The 19,312-nt window shown below is 71.4% G+C and carries 13 protein-coding genes; 9 read left to right on the top strand and 4 right to left on the bottom strand.

Annotation, left to right across the window (positions count from 1 at the left end; translation table 11 throughout):
• Positions 1 to 165 precede the first annotated feature (165 nt).
• The 8 genes from EV699_RS11925 (at position 166) to EV699_RS11890 (ending at position 5,860) form a co-directional block, all read left to right on the top strand.
• Positions 166 to 1,131, top strand: a complete 966-nt coding sequence (locus tag EV699_RS11925) for an AraC family transcriptional regulator (RefSeq protein WP_132542963.1) — start codon at positions 166 to 168, stop codon at positions 1,129 to 1,131.
• A 209-nt stretch (positions 1,132 to 1,340) separates the two neighbouring features.
• Positions 1,341 to 2,390 carry an oxidoreductase gene (locus tag EV699_RS11920; RefSeq protein ID WP_132542961.1) on the top strand — a complete coding sequence of 350 codons (1,050 nt, stop codon included), beginning with the start codon at positions 1,341 to 1,343 and terminating at the stop codon, positions 2,388 to 2,390.
• Between the two features lie 185 nt (positions 2,391 to 2,575).
• Positions 2,576 to 3,058, top strand: coding sequence for a cupin domain-containing protein (locus EV699_RS11915; RefSeq protein WP_132542959.1), 483 nt, complete (start codon positions 2,576 to 2,578; stop codon positions 3,056 to 3,058).
• A 54-nt stretch (positions 3,059 to 3,112) separates the two neighbouring features.
• Positions 3,113 to 3,886 (top strand): enoyl-CoA hydratase/isomerase family protein, encoded by a 774-nt coding sequence (locus EV699_RS11910; RefSeq protein ID WP_132542957.1) that lies wholly within the window; start codon positions 3,113 to 3,115, stop codon positions 3,884 to 3,886.
• 63 nt (positions 3,887 to 3,949) lie between these two features.
• Entirely contained in the window at positions 3,950 to 4,507 is a 558-nt protein-coding gene (locus EV699_RS11905) for a dihydrofolate reductase family protein (protein ID WP_243662649.1), read from the top strand.
• 44 nt (positions 4,508 to 4,551) lie between these two features.
• The gene (locus tag EV699_RS11900) at positions 4,552 to 5,022 is read left to right on the top strand and encodes an ecotin (RefSeq protein ID WP_132542955.1); all 471 of its coding nucleotides are present in this window, start codon (positions 4,552 to 4,554) and stop codon (positions 5,020 to 5,022) included.
• Between the two features lie 16 nt (positions 5,023 to 5,038).
• Positions 5,039 to 5,371: a hypothetical protein gene (locus EV699_RS11895; protein ID WP_132542953.1), complete on the top strand. Its 333-nt coding sequence runs from the start codon at positions 5,039 to 5,041 to the stop codon at positions 5,369 to 5,371.
• Between the two features lie 24 nt (positions 5,372 to 5,395).
• On the top strand, positions 5,396 to 5,860 hold the full coding sequence (locus EV699_RS11890; RefSeq protein ID WP_132542951.1) for a GNAT family N-acetyltransferase: 465 nt from the start codon (positions 5,396 to 5,398) through the stop codon (positions 5,858 to 5,860).
• 23 nt (positions 5,861 to 5,883) lie between these two features.
• Here the strand turns inward: EV699_RS11890 and EV699_RS11885 are convergent, their stop codons facing one another.
• The 4 genes from EV699_RS11885 to EV699_RS11870 all read right to left on the bottom strand — a co-directional run bounded on the left by EV699_RS11885 (position 5,884) and on the right by EV699_RS11870 (position 17,251).
• On the bottom strand, positions 5,884 to 6,792 hold the full coding sequence (locus EV699_RS11885) for a diguanylate cyclase domain-containing protein (RefSeq protein WP_132542949.1): 909 nt from the start codon (positions 6,790 to 6,792) through the stop codon (positions 5,884 to 5,886).
• Between the two features lie 35 nt (positions 6,793 to 6,827).
• Positions 6,828 to 10,457: a response regulator gene (locus tag EV699_RS11880; protein WP_165904115.1), complete on the bottom strand. Its 3,630-nt coding sequence runs from the start codon at positions 10,455 to 10,457 to the stop codon at positions 6,828 to 6,830.
• Positions 10,458 to 10,619: 162 nt separating this feature from the next.
• A complete protein-coding gene (locus tag EV699_RS11875) occupies positions 10,620 to 15,530 on the bottom strand; it encodes a PAS domain S-box protein (protein ID WP_243662648.1) in 4,911 nt (1,636 codons plus the stop codon).
• Positions 15,527 to 17,251, bottom strand: coding sequence for a putative bifunctional diguanylate cyclase/phosphodiesterase (locus EV699_RS11870; protein ID WP_132542944.1), 1,725 nt, complete (start codon positions 17,249 to 17,251; stop codon positions 15,527 to 15,529). Before EV699_RS11870 ends, EV699_RS11875 begins: the two co-directional genes overlap by 4 nt.
• Positions 17,252 to 17,509: 258 nt before the next feature.
• Here EV699_RS11870 and EV699_RS11865 point away from each other — a divergent pair, with 258 nt between their 5' ends.
• Positions 17,510 to 19,252 carry a trypsin-like peptidase domain-containing protein gene (locus tag EV699_RS11865; RefSeq protein ID WP_132542942.1) on the top strand — a complete coding sequence of 581 codons (1,743 nt, stop codon included), beginning with the start codon at positions 17,510 to 17,512 and terminating at the stop codon, positions 19,250 to 19,252.
• The last annotated feature ends 60 nt before the right edge of the window (positions 19,253 to 19,312 follow it).

The following is a 19,312-nucleotide window of genomic DNA, read 5'->3' as shown; positions in this document are numbered from 1 at the left end:
GCGGTAGCGCAGCGTTACGGAGTGTTCTCCGGCCCCTTGCTAGATTGCGCTCGCGCTTGGCACCGCCCGCAGCGGCGGGTCGACGTGCTTGCACACCGGGAGGCGGTACGGACCCGCGACCGCCACCTGCCGGATCACCGCGCCCATGATTCGCAGGAACACGCCATGCCATCGCTGCTCCCATCGCACCTCCATGGCCCCCGGCGCGGCGACGCGGCGCTGCCGGGCGTCGCCGAACTGGCCCGACTGATTGCCGGACACGTCCCGCATGAGGGGCTGTTCGAGCTGGAGGTGCCGGGGGTGCACCTGGCCCGCATCCATCGCCCGTTCAGGGAGTGGTTCCACGGCCGGCACACCCCGTGCCTGGGCATCGTGGCCCAGGGGACCAAGTCCGTCCTGCTGGGCCAGGAGATTCACGAGTACGACGAATCGCGGATGCTCATCTACGCCATCGACGTGCCGGTCGTGGGGCAGGTGACCCACGCCAGCACATCCCGGCCGCACCTGTGCTTCAGGCTGGACCTGGACCCCCAGCGGATCGCGGCGCTGACCCTGAAGGCGTTTCCCGGCGGCGTGCCGAAGACCAGGGACAACGGCGCCATCCAGGTCGGCGAGGCGGACCAGGCGATCATCGACGCCGCCGTGCGCCTGATCCGGCTGCTGGAGCGGCGTGACGACATCGGGCTGCTCGCGCCCATCATCATCGACGAGATCCTGGTCCGGCTGCTGCTCGGCCCGCTGGGCCGGCGCGTCGCCCAGATCGGCCTCGCGGACTCCGCCCTGAGGCGCATCGCCAGGGCGGTGGCGTGGATCAAGGAGCATTACGCCCGGGCGCTGAGCATCGAGGAACTCGCGGCGCTGGTGCACATGAGCCCGTCGACCTTCCACCACCATTTCAAGGCGGTGACGTCCATGACCCCCGTGCAGTATCAGAAGAACCTGCGCCTGCAGGAGGCCCGCCGGCTGATGCTGGTCGCCAACCAGGAGGCCAGCCTGGCGGGCCGCTCCGTCGGCTACCTCAGCGCGTCGCAATTCAGCCGGGATTATTCGCGGCTGTTCGGCGATGCGCCCTCCCGGGACGTCGCCCGGCTGCGCGACCAGGCCGTCGCGCTTGCGCGCATGAACGCGTAGCCCCGCGCCCACCGGTGAAGGCGGGAGGCGGGGACGGGCGCGGAGCCGGATGAGCCACCCGGCCCGCGCGTCCCCTTCGCGTGGGCGCCGCCGCCACCGCGCCTGCCGGCGGCATCACTACAATCATCCCCGGCGGCCCCGCGGCCGCAGCCCATGAAACGGCGTGTCGAACCCCGGCACGCCAGCCACACGACACGGGAGCCCCCACGATGGAGCAGATCGACGTAGGCGTGATCGGCAGCGGCCTGTCCGCGCGGGTGTTCCACCTGCCGGTCATCGGCGCGGTGCCCGCACTGCGCCTGAGGACGGTGGTCGAGCGGCGCGGCGACGAGATCCGCCGGCTCTACCCGGCGCTCGGCGTGGTGCGCGAGGTCGACGAACTGCTGCGCGATGCGGCGATCGGGCTGGTGGTGATCACCACGCCGAACGGCTCGCATTTCGAGCTGGCGCAGAAGGCGCTGCTCGCCGACAAGCACGTGGTGGTCGAGAAGCCGTTCACCGTCACGTCGACGCAGGCGCAGCAGCTGATCGACCTGGCGCAGGCGCGCAACCGCGTGCTCAGCGTCTACCACAACCGCCGCTGGGACGGTGACTTCCTGACCGTGCAGCGGCTGCTCGCCGGCGGGCAGCTGGGCCGGCTGGTGGAGTACGAGTCGCATTTCGACCGCTTCCGCGCGCGGCCGCGGCCGGGCTCGTGGCGCGAGCAGGCGGGCGAGGGCACCGGCATGCTCTACGACCTCGGCTCGCACCTGATCGACCAGGCGCAGGTGCTGTTCGGCAGGCCGCGGATGATCGGCGCCGACATCCGCACGCAGCGCGACGACGCCAGCGCGGACGACAGCTTCGACCTGCTGCTGCACTACGACGGGCTGAAGGTGATGCTGAAGGCCGGGATGCTGGTGCGCGGGCCGAGCCCGCGCTTCATCCTGCACGGCACCGCGGGTTCCTTCGTCAAGTACGGGCTCGACCCGCAGGAGGACGCGCTGCGGCGCGGGCTCGTGCCGCCGGCAGCGGACTGGGGCGTGGAGCCCGCGGCGCAGTGGGGCCGCCTCGACACCGAGATCGGCGGCCTGCACGTGGCCGGGCAGGTGGAGACGCTCGCCGGCGCCTACCCGGAGTTCTACCGCAACGTCGCCGCCGCGATCGCCGGGCGCGAGGCGCTGGCGGTGCGCCCGGAGCAGGCCCGCGACACCATCCGCCTGATCGAACTCGCGCTCGCGAGCAACGCCGAGCGGCGCACGCTGGCCGTCGACGGCTGAGGCTGCCCGCCCGGCATGCGCGCGGCATGCCGGCGAGCCCTGCGCCGAACGCATGCCGGCTGTGCGCAGGGCCACCGTACGGGGCGCGGCGGCGCGGGGCTAAGCTGGAGGCGGCACCGCTGGTGGTGCCACCCGCGCGCCGCTTGCCGGCGCTTCCGTCCAGCCGTTCCGTGGATGTCGCCCGCATGACCGAACCCACCCGACCGATCGCGATCGTCGCCGCCGAAGCGCCGCTGCGCAGCAGGCCGTCGAACTACCCCGAACCCTTCGCCTCGCGCATGCAGGGCCGCGACAAGCGCCCGCTTGGCGACCTGTTCGGACTGACCCACTTCGGCGTCAACCTGACGCGGCTCGCGCCGGGCGCGGTCTCGGCGCTGCGCCACGCGCACTCGCGCCAGGACGAGTTCATCTATGTGCTGAGCGGCCACCCGACCTGGATCACCGACGCCGGCGAGACCCCGCTCGCCCCCGGCATGTGCGCCGGCTCGAAGGCGGGCACCGGCGACGGCCACTGCCTGGTCAACCGCAGCGCCGAGGACGTCGTCTACCTCGAGATCGGCGACCGCAGCGCCGGCGACGTCGCCACCTACCCCGACGACGACCTGCAGGCGCTGCTCGACGAGGCCGGGCACTGGCGCTTCGTGCACAAGGACGGCACGCCCTACTGACGCGCGCCGGGCGCGGACGGGCTGCCGCGCCCGGCGGTTTCCCGGAGGCACGCGATGAGCAAGCTCGTCTACGACAGGCAGGACCGCATCGCCCTGATCACGCTGAACCGTCCCGAGGCGCTGAACGCGCTCGACGACGAGCTGAACGACGAGCTCTGGGAGGTGTGGCGCGACTTCGCCGCCGACCCGGCGCTCGACGTCGCCATCCTCACCGGCGCCGGGCGCGCCTTCTGCGCCGGTGCCGACCTGAAGAGCTTCATCCCGAAGTGGGAGCACGCGACGCTGCTCGACCCCCGCCGCAACGCCGCGCGCGGCCTCGGCGGCGGCATCACCCGCGGCCAGCACCGCATCACCAAGCCGATCATCGCCGCGATCAACGGCCACGCGGTCGGCGCCGGCTTCGAGCTGGCGCTGGCGTGCGACATCCGCATCGCCGCCGACAGCGCGAGCTTCGGCGTGTTCGAGGTGCGCCAGGGGCTGCACCAGGGCGACGGCGGGCTGGTGCGGCTGGTCGCGATCGCCGGCGTCGCGGTGGCGCTGGAGCTGACGCTGACCGGGCGCGCGGTGGCGGCCGACGAGGCGCTGCGCCTGGGGCTGGTGAACCGCGTGGTTCCCGCCGGGGAAGTTCTGGCAACGGCGCAAAGCTATGCCAACATGATCCTCGGCAACAGCCAGCAGGCGCTGCGCTCCGCCAAGGAGACGGTGCTGGACATCATCGGCCGGCCGCTGGACGACGCCCTGCGCCTGGAATCCATCAACGGCTATTCGAGCGTCGGTGACTTCGCCGAGGTGCGCGAACGCCTGGCGCGGTTCTTCGCCCGGGGGTGACGGCGCCGCACGGCGGGCCGGCCTCCGCCATCGTTTGGGGCCCGGACCCGCCGCGGGGGGCGCGTGAGGAAACTGATCCTGCAGTCGATGGTCACCCTCGACGGCTACTTTGCCAGTCCGGACGGCAAGCTGGACTGGCACGTCGTGGACGCCGAACTCAACGACTACGCGTGCGAACTGCTCGACGCGGTGGACGGGCTGCTGTTCGGGGGGGCGACCTACGCGTGCCTGGCCGCGTACTGGTCGACGCCGGCGGCGGCGCACGATGCCCCGGAGGTCGCCGAGCGGATGAACCGGCTGCCGAAGTTCGTGTTCTCGCGCACGCGGCAGCGGGTCGACTGGCACGCCGCGCAGCTGTGCACGGGCGACGCGGTGGCCGAGGTCGAGCGGCTGAAGCGCGAGCCGGGCGGCGCGCTGGCGATGTTCGGCAGCTCGCGGCTGGCGTCGAGCCTGATCGCCGCCGAGCTGATCGACGAGTTCCGCATCATCGTCAACCCGGTGATCCTGGGCCGGGGGCGGCCGCTGTTCAGCGACATCCGCAACCGCCTGAGCCTGCGGCTGTGCCGGATCCGCCCGCTGCGCTCGGGCAGCGTCCTGCTCTACTACCAGCCCGAGCACTGACGCCCATCCACCACCCGCCGCACGGGAGTCGACACGCTCCAGCCATGAAGACGATCGCCTCGCTCGCGTTCTGCACCCTGCTGTGCATCGCCCCCGCCCACGCCGACGAACTGCGGGCCTTCCCGCCGGCGGACCCCGGCATGACGCGCTACGTCGTGCGGCTGCCGCCGCAGCCCGACGAAGCGGCCGCCAGGGTCGAGCTCTTGGTCGGCAAAACCGTCGCCACCGATGCGCACAACCGCTATTTCTTCGGCGGCACGCTCGAAACCGAGACCCTCGCCGGCTGGGGCTACGAGCGCCACGTCCTGCGCACGCTCGGCCCGCTGGCCGGCACGCTGATGGCGGTCGACCCCGACGCACCGAAGGTGGAGCGCTTCATCACCCTCGGCGGCGAGCCGCGGCTCGTGCGCTACAACAGCCGCCTGCCGCTGGTGGTCTACGTGCCGGACGGCGTCGAGCTGCGCTACCGCATCTGGCGGGCGGAGCCCGACACCACGCGCGCCACGCCGCAATGACGGGGGCGGGCACGCGATGAGTGCCTCGCACCGGTCGCCGAACACCTGGCTGCGCGAGGAGCTGCTGCAACTGCTGTCGCTGTCGGGGACGCTGGCGGGGCTGTGCATCACCGGCGTCACGCTGCTGCACACCGTCGGCAAGCACTCGACGACCGGCACCATCGCCGACGACGTGCTGGCGATCTCGGCGCTGCTGTTCCTGATCTGCACCTACGCGATCTTCTTCGCGCTGCGCACGCGCGAGCGCGTGCTCGCGATCATGCTGGAGAAGATCGCCGACGCGCTGTTCCTGCTCGCGCTGACCGGCATGGTCGCCGCCGGCTTCGTGATGGTCTACACGATCTGGTGAGCGCCGCCGGCGCCGGGGTACGCGATGACCGAAGCGATCAGCTGCCGCGCGGCCACGCGCGACGACCTGCCCGCGGTGCTGCGCCTGTACGCGCAGCTCGAGCTCGACGGCGACGCGGTGCTGCCGCTCGCCGAGGCCGAGCGCCTCTTCGCGCGCATGGCGCGCTACCCCGACTACCACGTCTACGTCGCCAGCGACGGCGCGCGCATCGTCGGCACCTACGCGCTGCTGGTGATGGACAACCTCGGCCACCGCGGGGCGCCGTCCGCGATCATCGAGGACGTCGCCGTCGACCCCGCGGTGCAGGGGCGCGGCGTCGGCACCGCGATGATGCGCCATGCGCTCGCGCTGTGCCGCGCGCGCGGCTGCTACAAGGCGATGCTGTCGTCGAACCTCGGGCGCAGCCGCGCGCACGCCTTCTACGATGGGCTCGGTTTCGAGCGCCACGGCTACAGCTTCCGCCTCGACCTCGAACCCGGCGCCGGCTAGGCCCCGCGCCGCACGTTCGGGGGTCACACCGCGACGCGGTTGCGCCCCTGGCGCTTGGCCTCGTACAGCGCCGCATCGGCCCGCTGCATGAGGTGCTCCGGCGCCTCGCCGGGCTCACCGGGCACGCAGGCGGCGATGCCGGCGCTGATGGTCGCGACCGGGGCCGTGGGCGAGCGTTCATGGGGGATCGCCAGCCCGCGCACGGCCAGCACCGCTTCCTCGGCCATGGTGCGGGCATCGCTCAGGCCGCATTCCGGCATCAGGCAGACGAATTCCTCCCCCCCGTAACGCGCGACCAGGTCGTACGGGCGCCGGAACGCTGCCTGCAGCGCCTCGCCGACGGCCCGCAGGCAGCGGTCGCCGGCCTGGTGGCCGTAGCAGTCGTTGAACAGCTTGAAGTGGTCGATGTCGATCATCAGCACCGCAAGCGGCGACCTGCGGCGCTGGCAGTGACGCCATTCGAGCTGCAGGGCGTCGTCGAAGCGCCGCCGGTTGGCCACGCCGGTCAGGCCGTCGGTGAGCGCCTGTGCGCGCAGCAGGTCGCTCTGCATCTTCAGCGTGAGATGCGTGCGCACGCGCGCGCGCACCACGGCCGGGTTGATGGGCTTGGTGATGAAATCGACGCCCCCCGCCTCCAGCGCGGCGGTCTGCTCTTCAGGTTCCGTCTGGGCGGTGACGAAGATGATCGGGATGGCCTCGGTCAGCGGCTCGGCCTTGAGCTTCCGGCAGACGTCGAGGCCGTCCATGTCCGGCATCATGACGTCGAGCAGGATCAGGTCGGGCAGGGGATTGCCGAGGCAGAAATCGAGCGCCTGCCGGCCGCTGGTGGCCATGAAGATCTCGTGATCGGCATGGAAGACCTGGTGCAGTGCGTGAATGTTGATCGGTTGGTCATCCACGATCAGCAGACGGAAGCGTTTCGGTGGCGTCATCTTCGGGGGTCATGGCGTGAGTGGAACGGGCAGGATCAACAGCGGATGCGTTGGCGCAGCTCTTCGATAAGCTCGCGTGCCGCGGCGAAGTCGAGCCGGTGCATCGCGTCGTCGAGCGCCGGCAGGCCATCCTCCGGCAGGTGTTCGGTATTGCGCCTGAGCAGCGCATAGGCGTCGAGCGCACGCATGTTGTGTTCGGCGAGCAGCGCGGCGAGTTCGTCGAGTCGCGCGCTCACGCCGTCGGCATCCAGCGCCGGCGCGGCGGGCATTTCGGCCGGCGGGCCGAAGGCGTCGCCGATCGCGTTCAGGGCATGGGTGGCGTCGTCGAGGGCGTCCCGCAGCTCGGCGAGCCGGCTTCCCACCGTGTAGGTGGAGATGCCGGCGGCGACGCTGTCCTCGACCTGCGCCGCCGTCAGCGCCAGGCGCGTGGCCCCCAGCGTGGCGGCGAGCCCCTTGAGCGTATGCAGTTCACGCGCGGCGAGCGTCAGTTCGCCACGGGCGACGTGCTGGTCCAGGCGGGCCGCGAACGTCGACTGTTCGGCGACGAAGCGTCGCACCAGCGCGGTGTAGAGGCTGCGGTTGCCGCCCAGCCGGGCGAGGGCGGCGGCGAGCTCGATGCCCGCGGGCACGGCCGGCAGCGGCGCGGCGACGGCGGTGACCGGCGGCGGGCCGTCCGGCCGCGCCGGTTCGAGGCCGCAGTGCCTGAGCACGGTGCTTATCAGTTCGCCCATGTCGATGGGCTTGCCGATGTGGTCGTTCATGCCGGCGGCGAGACAGGCGTCGCGGTCCGCGGGCAGGACGTTGGCCGTCATGGCGATGATCGGGAGCCGTTCGCCGGCCGCGCGCAACGCGCGGGTCGCCTCGTAGCCGTCCATGTCCGGCATCTGGAGGTCCATCAGCACGGCATCGAAGGGGGGGCTGGCATTCCGGGTCGCGACGATCCCTTCGCGGCCATTGTCCGCCACGTCGACCACGGCGCCGGCGTACGTCAGCAGTTCCCGCGCGACCTGCTGGTTGAGCGGATTGTCCTCGACCAGCAGCAGGCGCAGGCCGGCCAGCGGGCGCGTGTCGAGGAGATCGTCGGCGTGGCGTTCGGTGTGGACCGACATGCCCCCGGTGGCCTGGGCGACGGCGTCGAACAGCATGGAAGGCGTGAGCGGCTTGATCACGACAGCGCCGGCCGCAAAGGAGGGGCCGCCCGTCGGACGCTCGGCGAGCCGTTCGCGGTCGTGCGCGCTGAGCATCAGCATCACCGGCAGGTGCCGGCCGGACTCGCTGGCGCGGATGTGCTGCACGGTTTCCCAGCCGTCGGTGCCGGCCGTGATCCAGTCCACGCAGACGATGTCGAAGGCCAGGTCGTCCTCGATGGCCCGGCGGATGGCGTCGACGGCCTCGGCGGCGCCGGCGACGGTCTCCGTCCGCCAGCCGAAGGACTGCGTCGTGCGGATCAGCACCTCGCGGGCGGTAGGGTTGTCGGCGACGAGCAGGACGTGCAGCGCCCGCGGCGGGGGCGTGGCGCCGGGCCGGCTTTCCGCATCGGGCCGGAAGTCGACCGTGAACCGGAAGCGGCTGCCGACCCCCGGCCGGCTTTCCACGACGAGTTCGCCGCCCATCAGGCGCACCAGTCGCTGGCTGATGGCGAGACCCAGGCCGGTGCCGCCATAGCGGCGCGTGGTGGAGGCTTCGGCCTGGGTGAAGCCTTCGAAGATCGCCGCGATGCGCTCGGGCGGAATGCCGATGCCGGTGTCGCGCACCGCAAATTCGAGCCGGACCGGGTCGGCGGCGAGCCGCCGCACGCTCACCACCACCTCGCCGCGCTCGGTGAACTTGACCGCGTTGCCGGCGAGGTTGAGCAGCACCTGCTGCAGGCGCAGCGGGTCGCCGCGCAGGGCGCGCGGCAGCGCCGGGTCGATGTCGAACAGGACTTCCACCGGCTTGCCGCCGAGCGCCGTCGACAGCACCACCGCGAGGTTGCGCAGCAGTTCGTCGAGGCGGATGCGGGTGTCGTCGAGCATCAGCTTGCCGGCCTCGATCTTCGAGAAATCGAGGATGTCATCGAGGATCTCCAGCAGTGATCGGGCCGCGGCCTGTGCCTTCAGCGTGTAGTCGCGCTGGCGATCGTCCAGCGGCGTGCGCTGCAGCAGGCCCAGCAGGCCGAGCACGGCGTTCATCGGCGTGCGGATCTCGTGGCTCATGTTGGCCACGAAGCTGCTCTTGGCGCGACTGGCGGCTTCGGCCTCGATGCTGCGCTTTTCGAGCGCCGCATTGACCGCCTCCAGTTCCAGCTGCGCCTGCTTCAGCGCGGTGATGTCCGACACCAGCACGAAGAAACCGCGCACCTGCCCGTCGACAGTGTCGGGGATGTAGTGCGCCCAGGTGTAGCCGGTGCTGCCGTCGGCCTTGACCAGGGTGCGTTCGAAGCGCTGCCGCTCGCCGCGCAGCGCCGCGCGGATGAAGGGCTCGTTCCTGCTGAACAGGGGCTCGCCCAGCAGATCCTGCATGCGGATGCCGCGCATCTGTTCGGCGGTCTTGCCGAACCATTCGAGGTACGCGCCGTTGGCGAAGCCGCAGCGCAGCCCGGCATCCCAGTAACCGACCATGCCCGGCAGGATGTCGACCAGCGAGCGCAGGAAGCGCTCCCGGTCCTCCAGCGCCGCATGGGCCGCGGCAACCTGCCGGTCGACCTCACGGCGTTTGCGCTGGAAACGGTACAGGCCGAACAGCGCGGTGACGGCGAGGATGGCGCAGCCCGCGCCGAGCAGGCGTGCCTGCGCACGCCAGGACGCGTACACGGCCTCCAGCGTGCGCCCGACGCCGATCACCAGGGGCTGGTCGGTGCCGAGTTCCGACGGGGCGAGGGTGTGCTGCGCGATCATGCCCGGCCGGCCGCTCGGCCAGATCGTATCGATCATGAAGCTCGCCGCCTGCCCGCCGTCGCGCTGGCGGGCGAACGGCGAGCCGGCCTGGCCGAGGTCGGCGCCGAGCCATTCCCGCCGTTGCGGCGCGCTCAGGAACAGCCTGCCATTGCCGTGCACCACGGTCACCGACACGTCATCGGCGTAGAGTGCCGAGTCGAGGATCGGCATCAGGCTGTCCGGGTCCAGCGTGGCGACGACGAGGCCGGCGAATCCGCCGTCGGCAGCGGGGATCATCCGCGCGACGGTCAGTGTCCAGACGCCGAGCGTGGTGGTGAACGGCGGGCCGACGTACAGCGTCCTCGCCTGCGGCGAGTCGAGGGCCGTCTGGAAGTAGGCGCGCTCCCGGAAGCTGCGGCCGATCAGCTCGGGGCGGCTCGCCGCGACGATCACGCCGCGGGCGTCGAGGATCGACATCGTGCGGACGCCGCTCATCGCATCGGCGAAGGCGCGCAGCCGGTGGCTGGCCTGCGCCAGGCCGTCGTTCTCCTGCTGCCACGCGGGCAGATCGTCGCGGATGCTGAGCAGGGCGCGATCGATCACGCTGAGCTGGCCGCGGAGGTTGTCGTGCAGCACCCGCGCCAGCATCGACAGGCGATCGCGCTCGCGTTCGGCGATGTCCCGGTGTTCGCCGTAGAGGTCCAGGCCCGCGATGCTCCCCAGGATCAGCAGGCTGCCGAGCAGCAGCAGCCACTCGGTCAGGAAGGCGTGGTGATGGAGGCGAAAGGGTTTCCAGCCGAGGGGGTTCAACGCACGACGTCCCTTTCGTTGCGGGCCCGAAGGCCGGAGGCGCGGCGAGGTCGCCGGTCGGGCCGGCATGCGGCGCACGGCGCATGCCGGGACTGCCGCGGCCGGACCGTCCGCGGATCAGCGTCGGGGGGCTGCCGGAAGGGTGTGTGCGCGGATCTCACGTCAGGCTCCGCGGGCGGCACCGAGCAGGTCACGGCCGAGCTGCAGCGCGCGCGGAAAGTCCAGCGCGTCGACCGCGCGGCGGAACTCCGCGAATCCCGCGCTCGACGCTGCCGGCGTCTGTCGCTCCAGGGTCCGGGCCAGTTCGACGGCGCGCAGGTTGTTGCCTGCCAGCAGATCGAGGATGTCCTGCAGCGCCGCGCCCCAGCGCTCGGTGCCGAGCGCCGCGGCGTCGGCGTCCGGGCCCGGGGATGCGTCCGGGAACGCGCGGCGCAACGCGGCGATGCTCTGCTGCAGCAGCGCCTGCCAGTCCGCCAGCCAGCCGGCCCGGTCCGCCAGCACGACCGCGACTTCCGCGGCATCGGCGTGCTTCAGGCGCTGTTCGAGGGCGGCCGCCGTGGCGGCGAAGCGGCTGGCACCGGCGGTACCGGCGCTGCCCTTGAGGCCGTGCAGCAGTGCCAGCGTGCCGCGGAGGTCCCCGCGTCCGGCCAGCGCGTCCAGGCGTTCCAGTTCCCGGCCCAGTTCGGCTTCCGCGCTGTCCAGCATCAGGCGGATCAGGGGCAGATTGCCGCCGAGGCGTGCCGCGATGGCGTGCGCAGGCTCGATGATGCCCGCTGCGGTCGGTGCGCTGTCCGGGGTGCCGGCGGCCGCCATCGGTCGCCCGGTCCACTGCTGCAGGGTCGACACCAGCACCTGCATGTCGATGGGCTTGCCGATGTGGTCGTTCATGCCGGCCGCCAGGCACATGCTGCGGTCCGAGCGCAAGGCGTTGGCGGTCATCGCGATGATCGGCAGGTGCCCGCGGTCCGCGTGCATGCGAATGCGCCGCGTGGCTTCCAGGCCGTCGATGTCGGGCATCTGGATGTCCATCAGCACGGCGTCGAACGGCGGCTCCTCGGCGAACACCGCGTCGATGCCCTGCTGCCCGCCTTCGGCGAGCTTGACCTCGGCCCCCTCGGCCGCGAGCAGCTTCGACGCCACCTTGCGGTTGAGCGCGTTGTCTTCCACCACCAGGAGCTTGAGCCCCTGCAGGCGTCCGGAGGGTTGGTAGCGAGGCATTTCGGCAGCGTCGTCCATGCTTGCGTACAGCACGCGGTAGGCGGCAGCGGCGAGTTGCCGCGGCGTCGCGGGTTGGGTGAGACAGGCGGCGAAGGGTGTCGCGGCGTCGCGGCCGCAGTCGTCGAGCATCCGGCAGCCCGCGGCGGACGCCAGCAGCAGGACCGGTGGTGCGGCGGCGCCGAGCCGCGGGTCGAGCGCCGGCATCGTGGCCAGTGCCCCGGGGGTCGTCGCGTGCCGGCTCAGCAGCATCAGGTCGAACGGCCGCCCGCGGCGCAGCGCCGCCTCGATCCGCTCGGTCACGGCTTCCCGCTCGGCGCTCACGGGCTCGGGCTGCCAGCCCAGGGACTGCGCGGTCCGGCACAGCAGTTCCGCGGTGGCCGCGTCGTCGGCGGCGACGAGCAGGCTGAGCGGCCGGTGGTCGGCAGGGCCGGCGACGGGCGGCGGCGTCGCGTCGGCCACGTCGAGTTCGAGGTCGAACCAGAAGCGGCTGCCCGTCCCGACGTGGCTTTCGACGCACAGCCGGCTCCCCATCGCCTCGAGCAGGCGCCGGGAGATCGCCAGGCCCAGGCCGGTACCGCCGAAGCGGCGCGTGGTCGATGCCTCGGCCTGGGTGAAGCCGTCGAAGATCCGCACCAGGTGCTCCGGATGGATGCCGATGCCGGTGTCGGCCACGGCCATCTGCAGGCGCACGGTCGTGCCCCGCTGCGCCAGCCGGTGCACGCTGACGAGCACGCGGCCCTGCAGGGTGAATTTCAGCGCGTTGCCGGCCAGGTTGATCAGCACCTGCCGCAGACGCAGGCTGTCGCCGACCATGAGCCCGGGCAGGTCGGCCTCCATGTCGTACAGCACCTCGACGCCCTTGTCCTCCTGGACGCCGGCGAGCACGACGGCCAGATCGCGCATCAGGCGCTCGGGTTCGAACGGCTGCAGGTCGAGCTGCAGCTTGCCGGCCTCGATCTTCGAGTAGTCGAGGATGTCGTCGAGCAGCGCGAGCAGGGAGCGCGCCGCGCTGTCCGCGTTCTGCACGTAGCCGAGCTGGTGCGCGTCGAGGGCGGTGCCCTGCGCCAGTTGGAGCATGCCCAGCACGGCGTTCAGCGGCGTGCGGATCTCGTGGCTCATGTTGGCGAGGAAGCTGCTCTTGGCCGCGTTCGCCGCGTCGGCCTTCTCCTTGGCCTCGCGCAGGCGCGCTTCCAGTTCGCGCTGGGCCGTGATGTCACGGTTGATGCCGGTGACCTTGACCACCTTGCCTTCGGCGCTGCGTTCGGCTTTGGCACCGGCCTGGAGGTACAGCACCTGGCCGTCGGGGCGCACGATGCGAAAGACCGGATTGGCGACGTCCCGGCCCGCCACCACGGCATCCAGGTTGCCCAGGAGATCGCCGACGTCGTCCGGGTGCACCAGCGACAGCCAGCGCAGGTGGTCGAAGGTGTCGTCGGCGCCGGGCTCCCGGGGCTGGCCGTAGAGCTCGAACATCCGCGCGTTCCACTGCAGGCGATTGTCGTCCGGGGTCCACGACCAGATGCCGAGTTCGGCGACGTCGGCGGCGAGCAGCAACTGGTCGCGTGCGGCCGATACCTCCTGGCGCAGGCGCAGTTGCTGGGTCAGGTCGGTGACCACGCAGACCAGCATCGGCTGCCCGGGCGCACGCATCGTGCCGATCGACAGCTGGATCGGGAATTCGGAACCGTCGCGGCGCAGGCCCCAGAGTTCCTCCACGCAATCCGCGTCCGTGCCGCAGCCGTCCCTGCGGCGGGTGATCAGGTCGGCGAAGCGCGCCCGCGACCGCGCGCCGATCAGTTCGTCGACGCGACGGCCGTCGAGATCGGCGATACGGTAGCCGAAGCTCTGCTGCGCCGCCGGGTTGAGCGTGTGCACGCGGCCGTCGCCATCGAAGGTGATGACCGGGTTGACCGCCGTATCCAGGACCGCGCGCGTGGTTTCCAGGCTGACGGCCAGGCGCTGCTCGGCCGCCTTGCGCTGGGTGATGTCGAGCGCGACGCCGAGGTAGCCGACGTGCGCGCCGTCGGCATTGCGCATGGCGGTGACCACCAGGGTGACCGGGAAGCGCGAGCCGTCCTTGCGGACGTAGGTCCATTCGCGCGTTTCCGAGCCCTGGCGTTCGGGTTCGTGCACGAACACCCGGAAGCCTTCGATGGCCTGGCCGTAGCGGCGGCTCAGTTCGCGGCCGCGCGCCGCCACCTCCTCGGGCAGGTGGATCAGCGCGGGGGTCCGGAGGTCGACCACCTCGTCCGCGGCATAGCCCAGCAGCCGCTCGGCGCCGCGGTTGAACACCTTGATGGTGCCCCGGGTATCGGTGGCGATGATCGAGACCTCCGATGCCGAATTCAGCACGTTGCCGAGCAGCGCGTTGAGTTCCCGGAGTTCCGCCGTGCGTTCGGCGACCTCCCGTTCCAGGCGGGCGTTGAGTTCCTGCAGCCGGGCCTCGGCGAGTTTCTGCGCCGAGACGTCACGCGCGGTCTTCGAGATGCCGATGAGCACGCCGTGCTCGTCGTAGACGGGGGAGACGGCGACCGATACGTGAACCAGGCCACCGTCCTTGCGGCGCCTCAGGGTGTCGAAGGGGAGGATGCACTCGCCGGAGCGCAGGCGGTGCAGGAGGTCGGTCTCCTCGGTCGCCCGGTCGGCGGGCACGATCAGTTCGAGCAGGGTACGGCCGATGGCCTCGTCGGCGCGGTAACCGAAGATGGTTTCGGCCCCGCGGTTCCAACTCGTGACGGCGCCGTCCAGGGTCTTGCCGATAATGGCGTCGGCCGAACTCTCGACGATCGCAGCCAGGCGCGCCTGCGTGGCCAGGACCTGCAGGCGACGGCGGCGGTTGACGCTGGCCAGTTCGGCCAGCCCCGCCAGCAGCAGGCTCAGACACGTGCCGGCAAGCGCGACCTGGACCGCCGACGGTTGCCGCAGGCTGTCGATGAAGGCCGGGTACGCGGCCAGTTCGAACTGCCAGCGCCGGCCGAAGATCGCGCGCTCGACGGCGTCGTGCATCACCTCGGCGGGCGCGGCAGCGGCGATCCCGCGCTCGTAGAACGGCTCGTCGTGCCGCTGCGCATCGGTGACGTCGCGCAGGCTCAGGCGCACGGCGTCGCTCGGCAGGGTCAGCCCGCGCAGCACGTCTTCGGTGATCAGCGGCGCGTAGCTCCAGCCGAGGCCCCGGCGCTCCCGCTCCGCCTCGGTCGCCGGCGTTTCCGGGCTGTCGTAGACGGGCAGCAGGATCAGGAACGACTGCAGCGGCTTGCCGGTGGCCTGCACCAGCGTGATCGGCCCGGTGAGGCGGACCTCGCCGCTGCGCAGCGAGGCGTTCGCCGCCTGCAGCCGGTTGGCTTCCGAGGCGATGTCCAGGCCGACGGCGGCGCGATTGCGCTCGAGCGGCTCGATGTACTGGATCACGAAGTGCTCGCGCGCGTGCGGCGCGAACTGGCGGATGGCGAAATCGGGGTCGCCGTCGGCGCGTGCCTGCTGCAGGAAGTGCTCCTCGTCCTCGCGGGGGACCCGGCGGATGAAGCCGAAGCCGCCGGCGCCGGGGAACTCCGCGTCGAGGTCGAGGCTGCGGCTGTAGCGCGCGAAGGTTTCCCGGTCGATCCGGGCCGGACCGACGGCGAACACGGCGCCGCGAACGCCGCGCAGCCCGTATTGGTAAAGCCTGATGCGCTCGACGACGGCGTCGGCCGCCGCCGCCGTGACCTTCGCCAGTGCCTCGCGGGCATTCTGGTGATTGTTCAACTGGGTCAGCCCGGTCGCCAGCGCGGTCGCCAGGAGGCCCGCCAGCATGACGAAGGCCGCGTTCAGCCGCGGCGAGCGGAGGAGGGTCGACCACAGGCGCGTGCGGGCGCTCATCGAGCGTCGTCGCGTTGCGGTTCGACCGCCGCGCCGGCCATCGCCGTCTGCAGGCGCTGACAGATCTGTTCGAACGGCATGGGCATGCAGAAGTGGTAGCCCTGCATGACCGCGCAGCCCCGCGCGAGCAGCTTCTCGGCCTGCGCCTCCGTCTCCACGCCTTCCGCGACCAGCTCCAGGCCCAGGGCCTGTCCCAGGCGGATGATGGCCTCGATGATGGCGGCGTCGCTGCTGTCGGTGAGCATGTCGCGGACGAAGCTGCGGTCGATCTTGAGAACGTCGATCGGTAGTCGCTTCAGGTAGGTCAGGCTGGAGTAGCCGGTGCCGAAATCGTCGATCGAGACGCGCACTCCCAGCGCCTTCAGCGCGCCGAGGATCCCGCCGGCGGCGTCGATGTCGTGCGCCAGCACGCCTTCGGTGATCTCCAGTTCGAGCAGCGCGGGGGGCAGGGTCGTTTCATCCAGGATGCGCTCGACCATGGCGAGGAACGGTTCCTCGCGGAACTGCACGGCGGAGATGTTCACGCTCACGCACACCGGCAGCCCCCTCTGCAGGAGCCGGCGGGCGTCGCGGCACGCCTGCAGGAGCACGTAACGGCCGATCGGCACGATGAGCCCGTTCTTTTCCGCCAGCGGGATGAACTCGGCCGGCGGTATGAAGGTGCCGCTTTCATCGCGCCAGCGGATCAGCGCCTCCATGCCGCGGGTGATCCCGCTGCGGGCATCGAACTTGGCCTGGTAGAACACCTCGAACGCATCCCGCTCCAGGGCGTCGCGCATCCGGCGCTCGAGCAGGAGGCGGGCGCGGGAGCTGGCTTCGATGTTGTGGGAGAAGAAGCGGTAGCGGTGCCGCCCGTCCTGCTTGGCCTGGTACATCGCGGCGTCGGCATGCCGGTAGAGCGACTCGAGGTCGTCGCTGTCGTCGGGGTACACGCCGATCCCGGCACTGGCCGACAGGTCGTACCGGTTGCCTTCGATCCGGATGGGACTGGCGATGGCCGCCAGCAGGCGCTCCACGCAGTCGCCGATGGCGTCGATGCGTTTGACGTCCGGCAGCAGGATGACGAACTCGTCGCCGCCCGGGCGACTGACCGTGTCGATCGCCCGCGACGATCGGCGCAGGCGCGCCGCGACCTCCTTCAGCACGGCGTCGCCGATCGTATGGCCCACCGATTCGTTGATGCCCTTGAAGTTGTCCAGGTCGAGCAGCAGCATCGCCACCTGGGTGCCGTCGCGCCGTGCCTTCCACAGGGCCTGCTCGGTGCGGTCCTTCAGCAGGGTGCGATTGGGCAGCCCGGTCAGCGCGTCGTAATACGCGAGCTTCTTCGCTTCCGTGCGCAGACTCAGATGCGCACGTACGTGGGCGCGGACCACCGGTATGTTCAGCGGCTTCTGGATGAAATCCACGCCGCCGTGCTCCAGGGCCTTGATCTCGATCTCGGTACGGGTGTGGCAGGTGACGAACAGGATGGAGGCGTTGCACAGCTCGGGGTCCGCCTTCATCGCCCGGCAGATGTCGAATCCGCTCGCGCCCGGCATCTCGATGTCGAGCAGGACGAGGTCGGGGCGGCAGGCGCGCGCGATGCCGAGCGCCGAACGTCCGTCCTTGGCAAGGTGCACCTCGGCGAGGTCGCCGACGGCCTCGCCGAGGATGAGCAGATCGGCCGGCTGATCCTCGACGATCAGGATGACTGAGCGCGTATCCGTGAGGTGATTGTCCATTCCACTGTTCCTGAACCGCCCTTCCGGCGCACCGCTCTGAACGGGCGCCGTTCCTCGCACTAGAGTAGGGCCCGCGAGGCGACGGGGCGGCCCTGCGGCATCGCGGGCGGCGTTCCGGGAATTTCCGGGACCACCGCTCGTCGCCCTTGTAGCAGACCTGGGTATCGATCGTCGACGCTTCCGGCCCCGGCGATCGCCGCGGAGCGCGGGCTACGCTATTGGGATGATGTCCATCGTCACCGTGGAGGAGCCCCGTTCATGTCGCCCCGCCTGTCACTGTCGCTGCTCCTGCTGACGCTGCTGTCGCTGCCATCGCCGGCAGGTGCGGCGGCCCCCGACGACGGCGCGGGCTTCACCGAAACCTACCGCCTGCACCTGCGCAGCAAGCCGGCGGTGGTGCGCATCCTCGACGGCTACAAGGGCTACGTGCAGTACAGCGACGGCAGCCGGCAGTCGCTCGGCAGCGTCGGCAGCGGCTCGGGCTTCTTCATCTCGTCCGACGGCTACATCATGACCAACGCCCACGTGGTGTCGGCGACCCGCGACGGCGAGAGCGCCGCGCGCGAGACCCTCTACGCGCAGTTCGTCAGCCGCATGCTGCAGGCCAACAACCTGCAGCCGACCCGCGAGAACATCGACAAGGTCAACCAGTGGGCGCGGCGCAACGGCGTGAAGCTGGTGATCAGCGACCACCTCAACCTGGTGCTGCTGCAGGACGGCAGCGCGCTGCGCTACGAGATCAAGGCCTACGGCGTGCCGGTCGGCAGCCGCGGCGACCAGCTCACCGGCAAGGACGTGGCGATCCTCAAGGTCGAGACCCGCAACGCTCCCACGCTGCAGCTCGGCGACTCCAGCCGGGTGCGCGTCGGCGACCGCGTGCACGTCGTCGGCTATCCCGGCGCGGCCGATTCCGACGTGCTCGACGAGCGCTCCAAGGTCGAGCCGACCATCAACGAGGGCGCGATCTCGGCGATCAAGACCACCGTCGACGGCATCCCGGTGCTGCAGACCAACACCAGCGCGACCCACGGCAATTCCGGCGGTCCGGTGCTGAACCGCCAGGCCGAGGTGATCGGGCTGCTGACCTTCCGCGGCGATACCGTCAACGGCCAGGAGGTGCAGGGCTTCAACTTCATCGTGCCGTCGAACACCGCGCGCGAGTACCTGGCGCCCGCCGGCGCGAGCAACGCGCCGGGGCTGGTCGACCAGCGCTGGATCGCCGGGCTCGCCGAGTACGAGCAGCGGCACTATCGCAAGGCCAAGCAGTTCTTCGACGAAGTGGCGACGCTGTCACCGCAGCATTCGGAGGCACGGCGGCTCCTGGTCGACAGCCAGGAGCGCATCCTCCGCGGCGAGGACGTGCCCGACACGCCACCGCCGCCCCCCCCGACGCCGCCGCAGCCGGCCCCGCAGCCGGTGGTGCTGGCCGCCCCGGTCGCACCGCCGGCGCCTGCGCCCACGCCGGCGCCGGCCGAGTCCAGCTCGATCGCGACGCTGGTCGGCGGTGCGCTGCTGCTGCTCAGCGCCTGCGGCGGTGTCGCGGCGTTCGTGCTGCGGCGGCGCGCGCAGGGCACGGCGACGCGCGCCGCGCCGCCCGTCGCGGCGGCCGCGGGCGCTGCGCCGCCGCGTCGCGGGCGGGTGCTGGGCGGCCCGACGGTGGCGGCGACCACCGTGTCGCCGGCACTCGCCGCCGCGGGGCTGACGCTGCGCTTCGACGGCGGCCCGCTGTCGGGGCAGGCGGTGACGGTGCCGGAAGCCGGCCTGTGGATCGGGCGCGATGCCAGCCGCGCCGAGGTCGTCATCGACGATCCGATGATCTCCGGCCGCCACCTGTGGGTCGGCCGGCAGGGCGGGCAGTGGCTGATCCGCGACGAGCGCTCGACCAACGGCACCTTCATCGACAGCGTCGGCAGCGGCCGCATCACCGAGCACGTGCTGCGCCCGGGCGAGCGCATCATCCTGTCGCGCAACGCGACGGCGAGCTTCACGGCGCTGCTCTGAGGGGACGGCGCGGGCCGTGCGGGGGAATGTCCGGGGGCGGGGAGCGGTCGCGGGCGCTGC

Origin of the sequence: Plasticicumulans lactativorans, from assembly GCF_004341245.1 — a bacterium.
Lineage (GTDB): Bacteria > Pseudomonadota > Gammaproteobacteria > Competibacterales > Competibacteraceae > Plasticicumulans_A > Plasticicumulans_A lactativorans.
The sequence above is the reverse complement of the archived record's forward strand: the minus strand, read 5'-3'. Positions and strand labels throughout refer to the sequence as shown.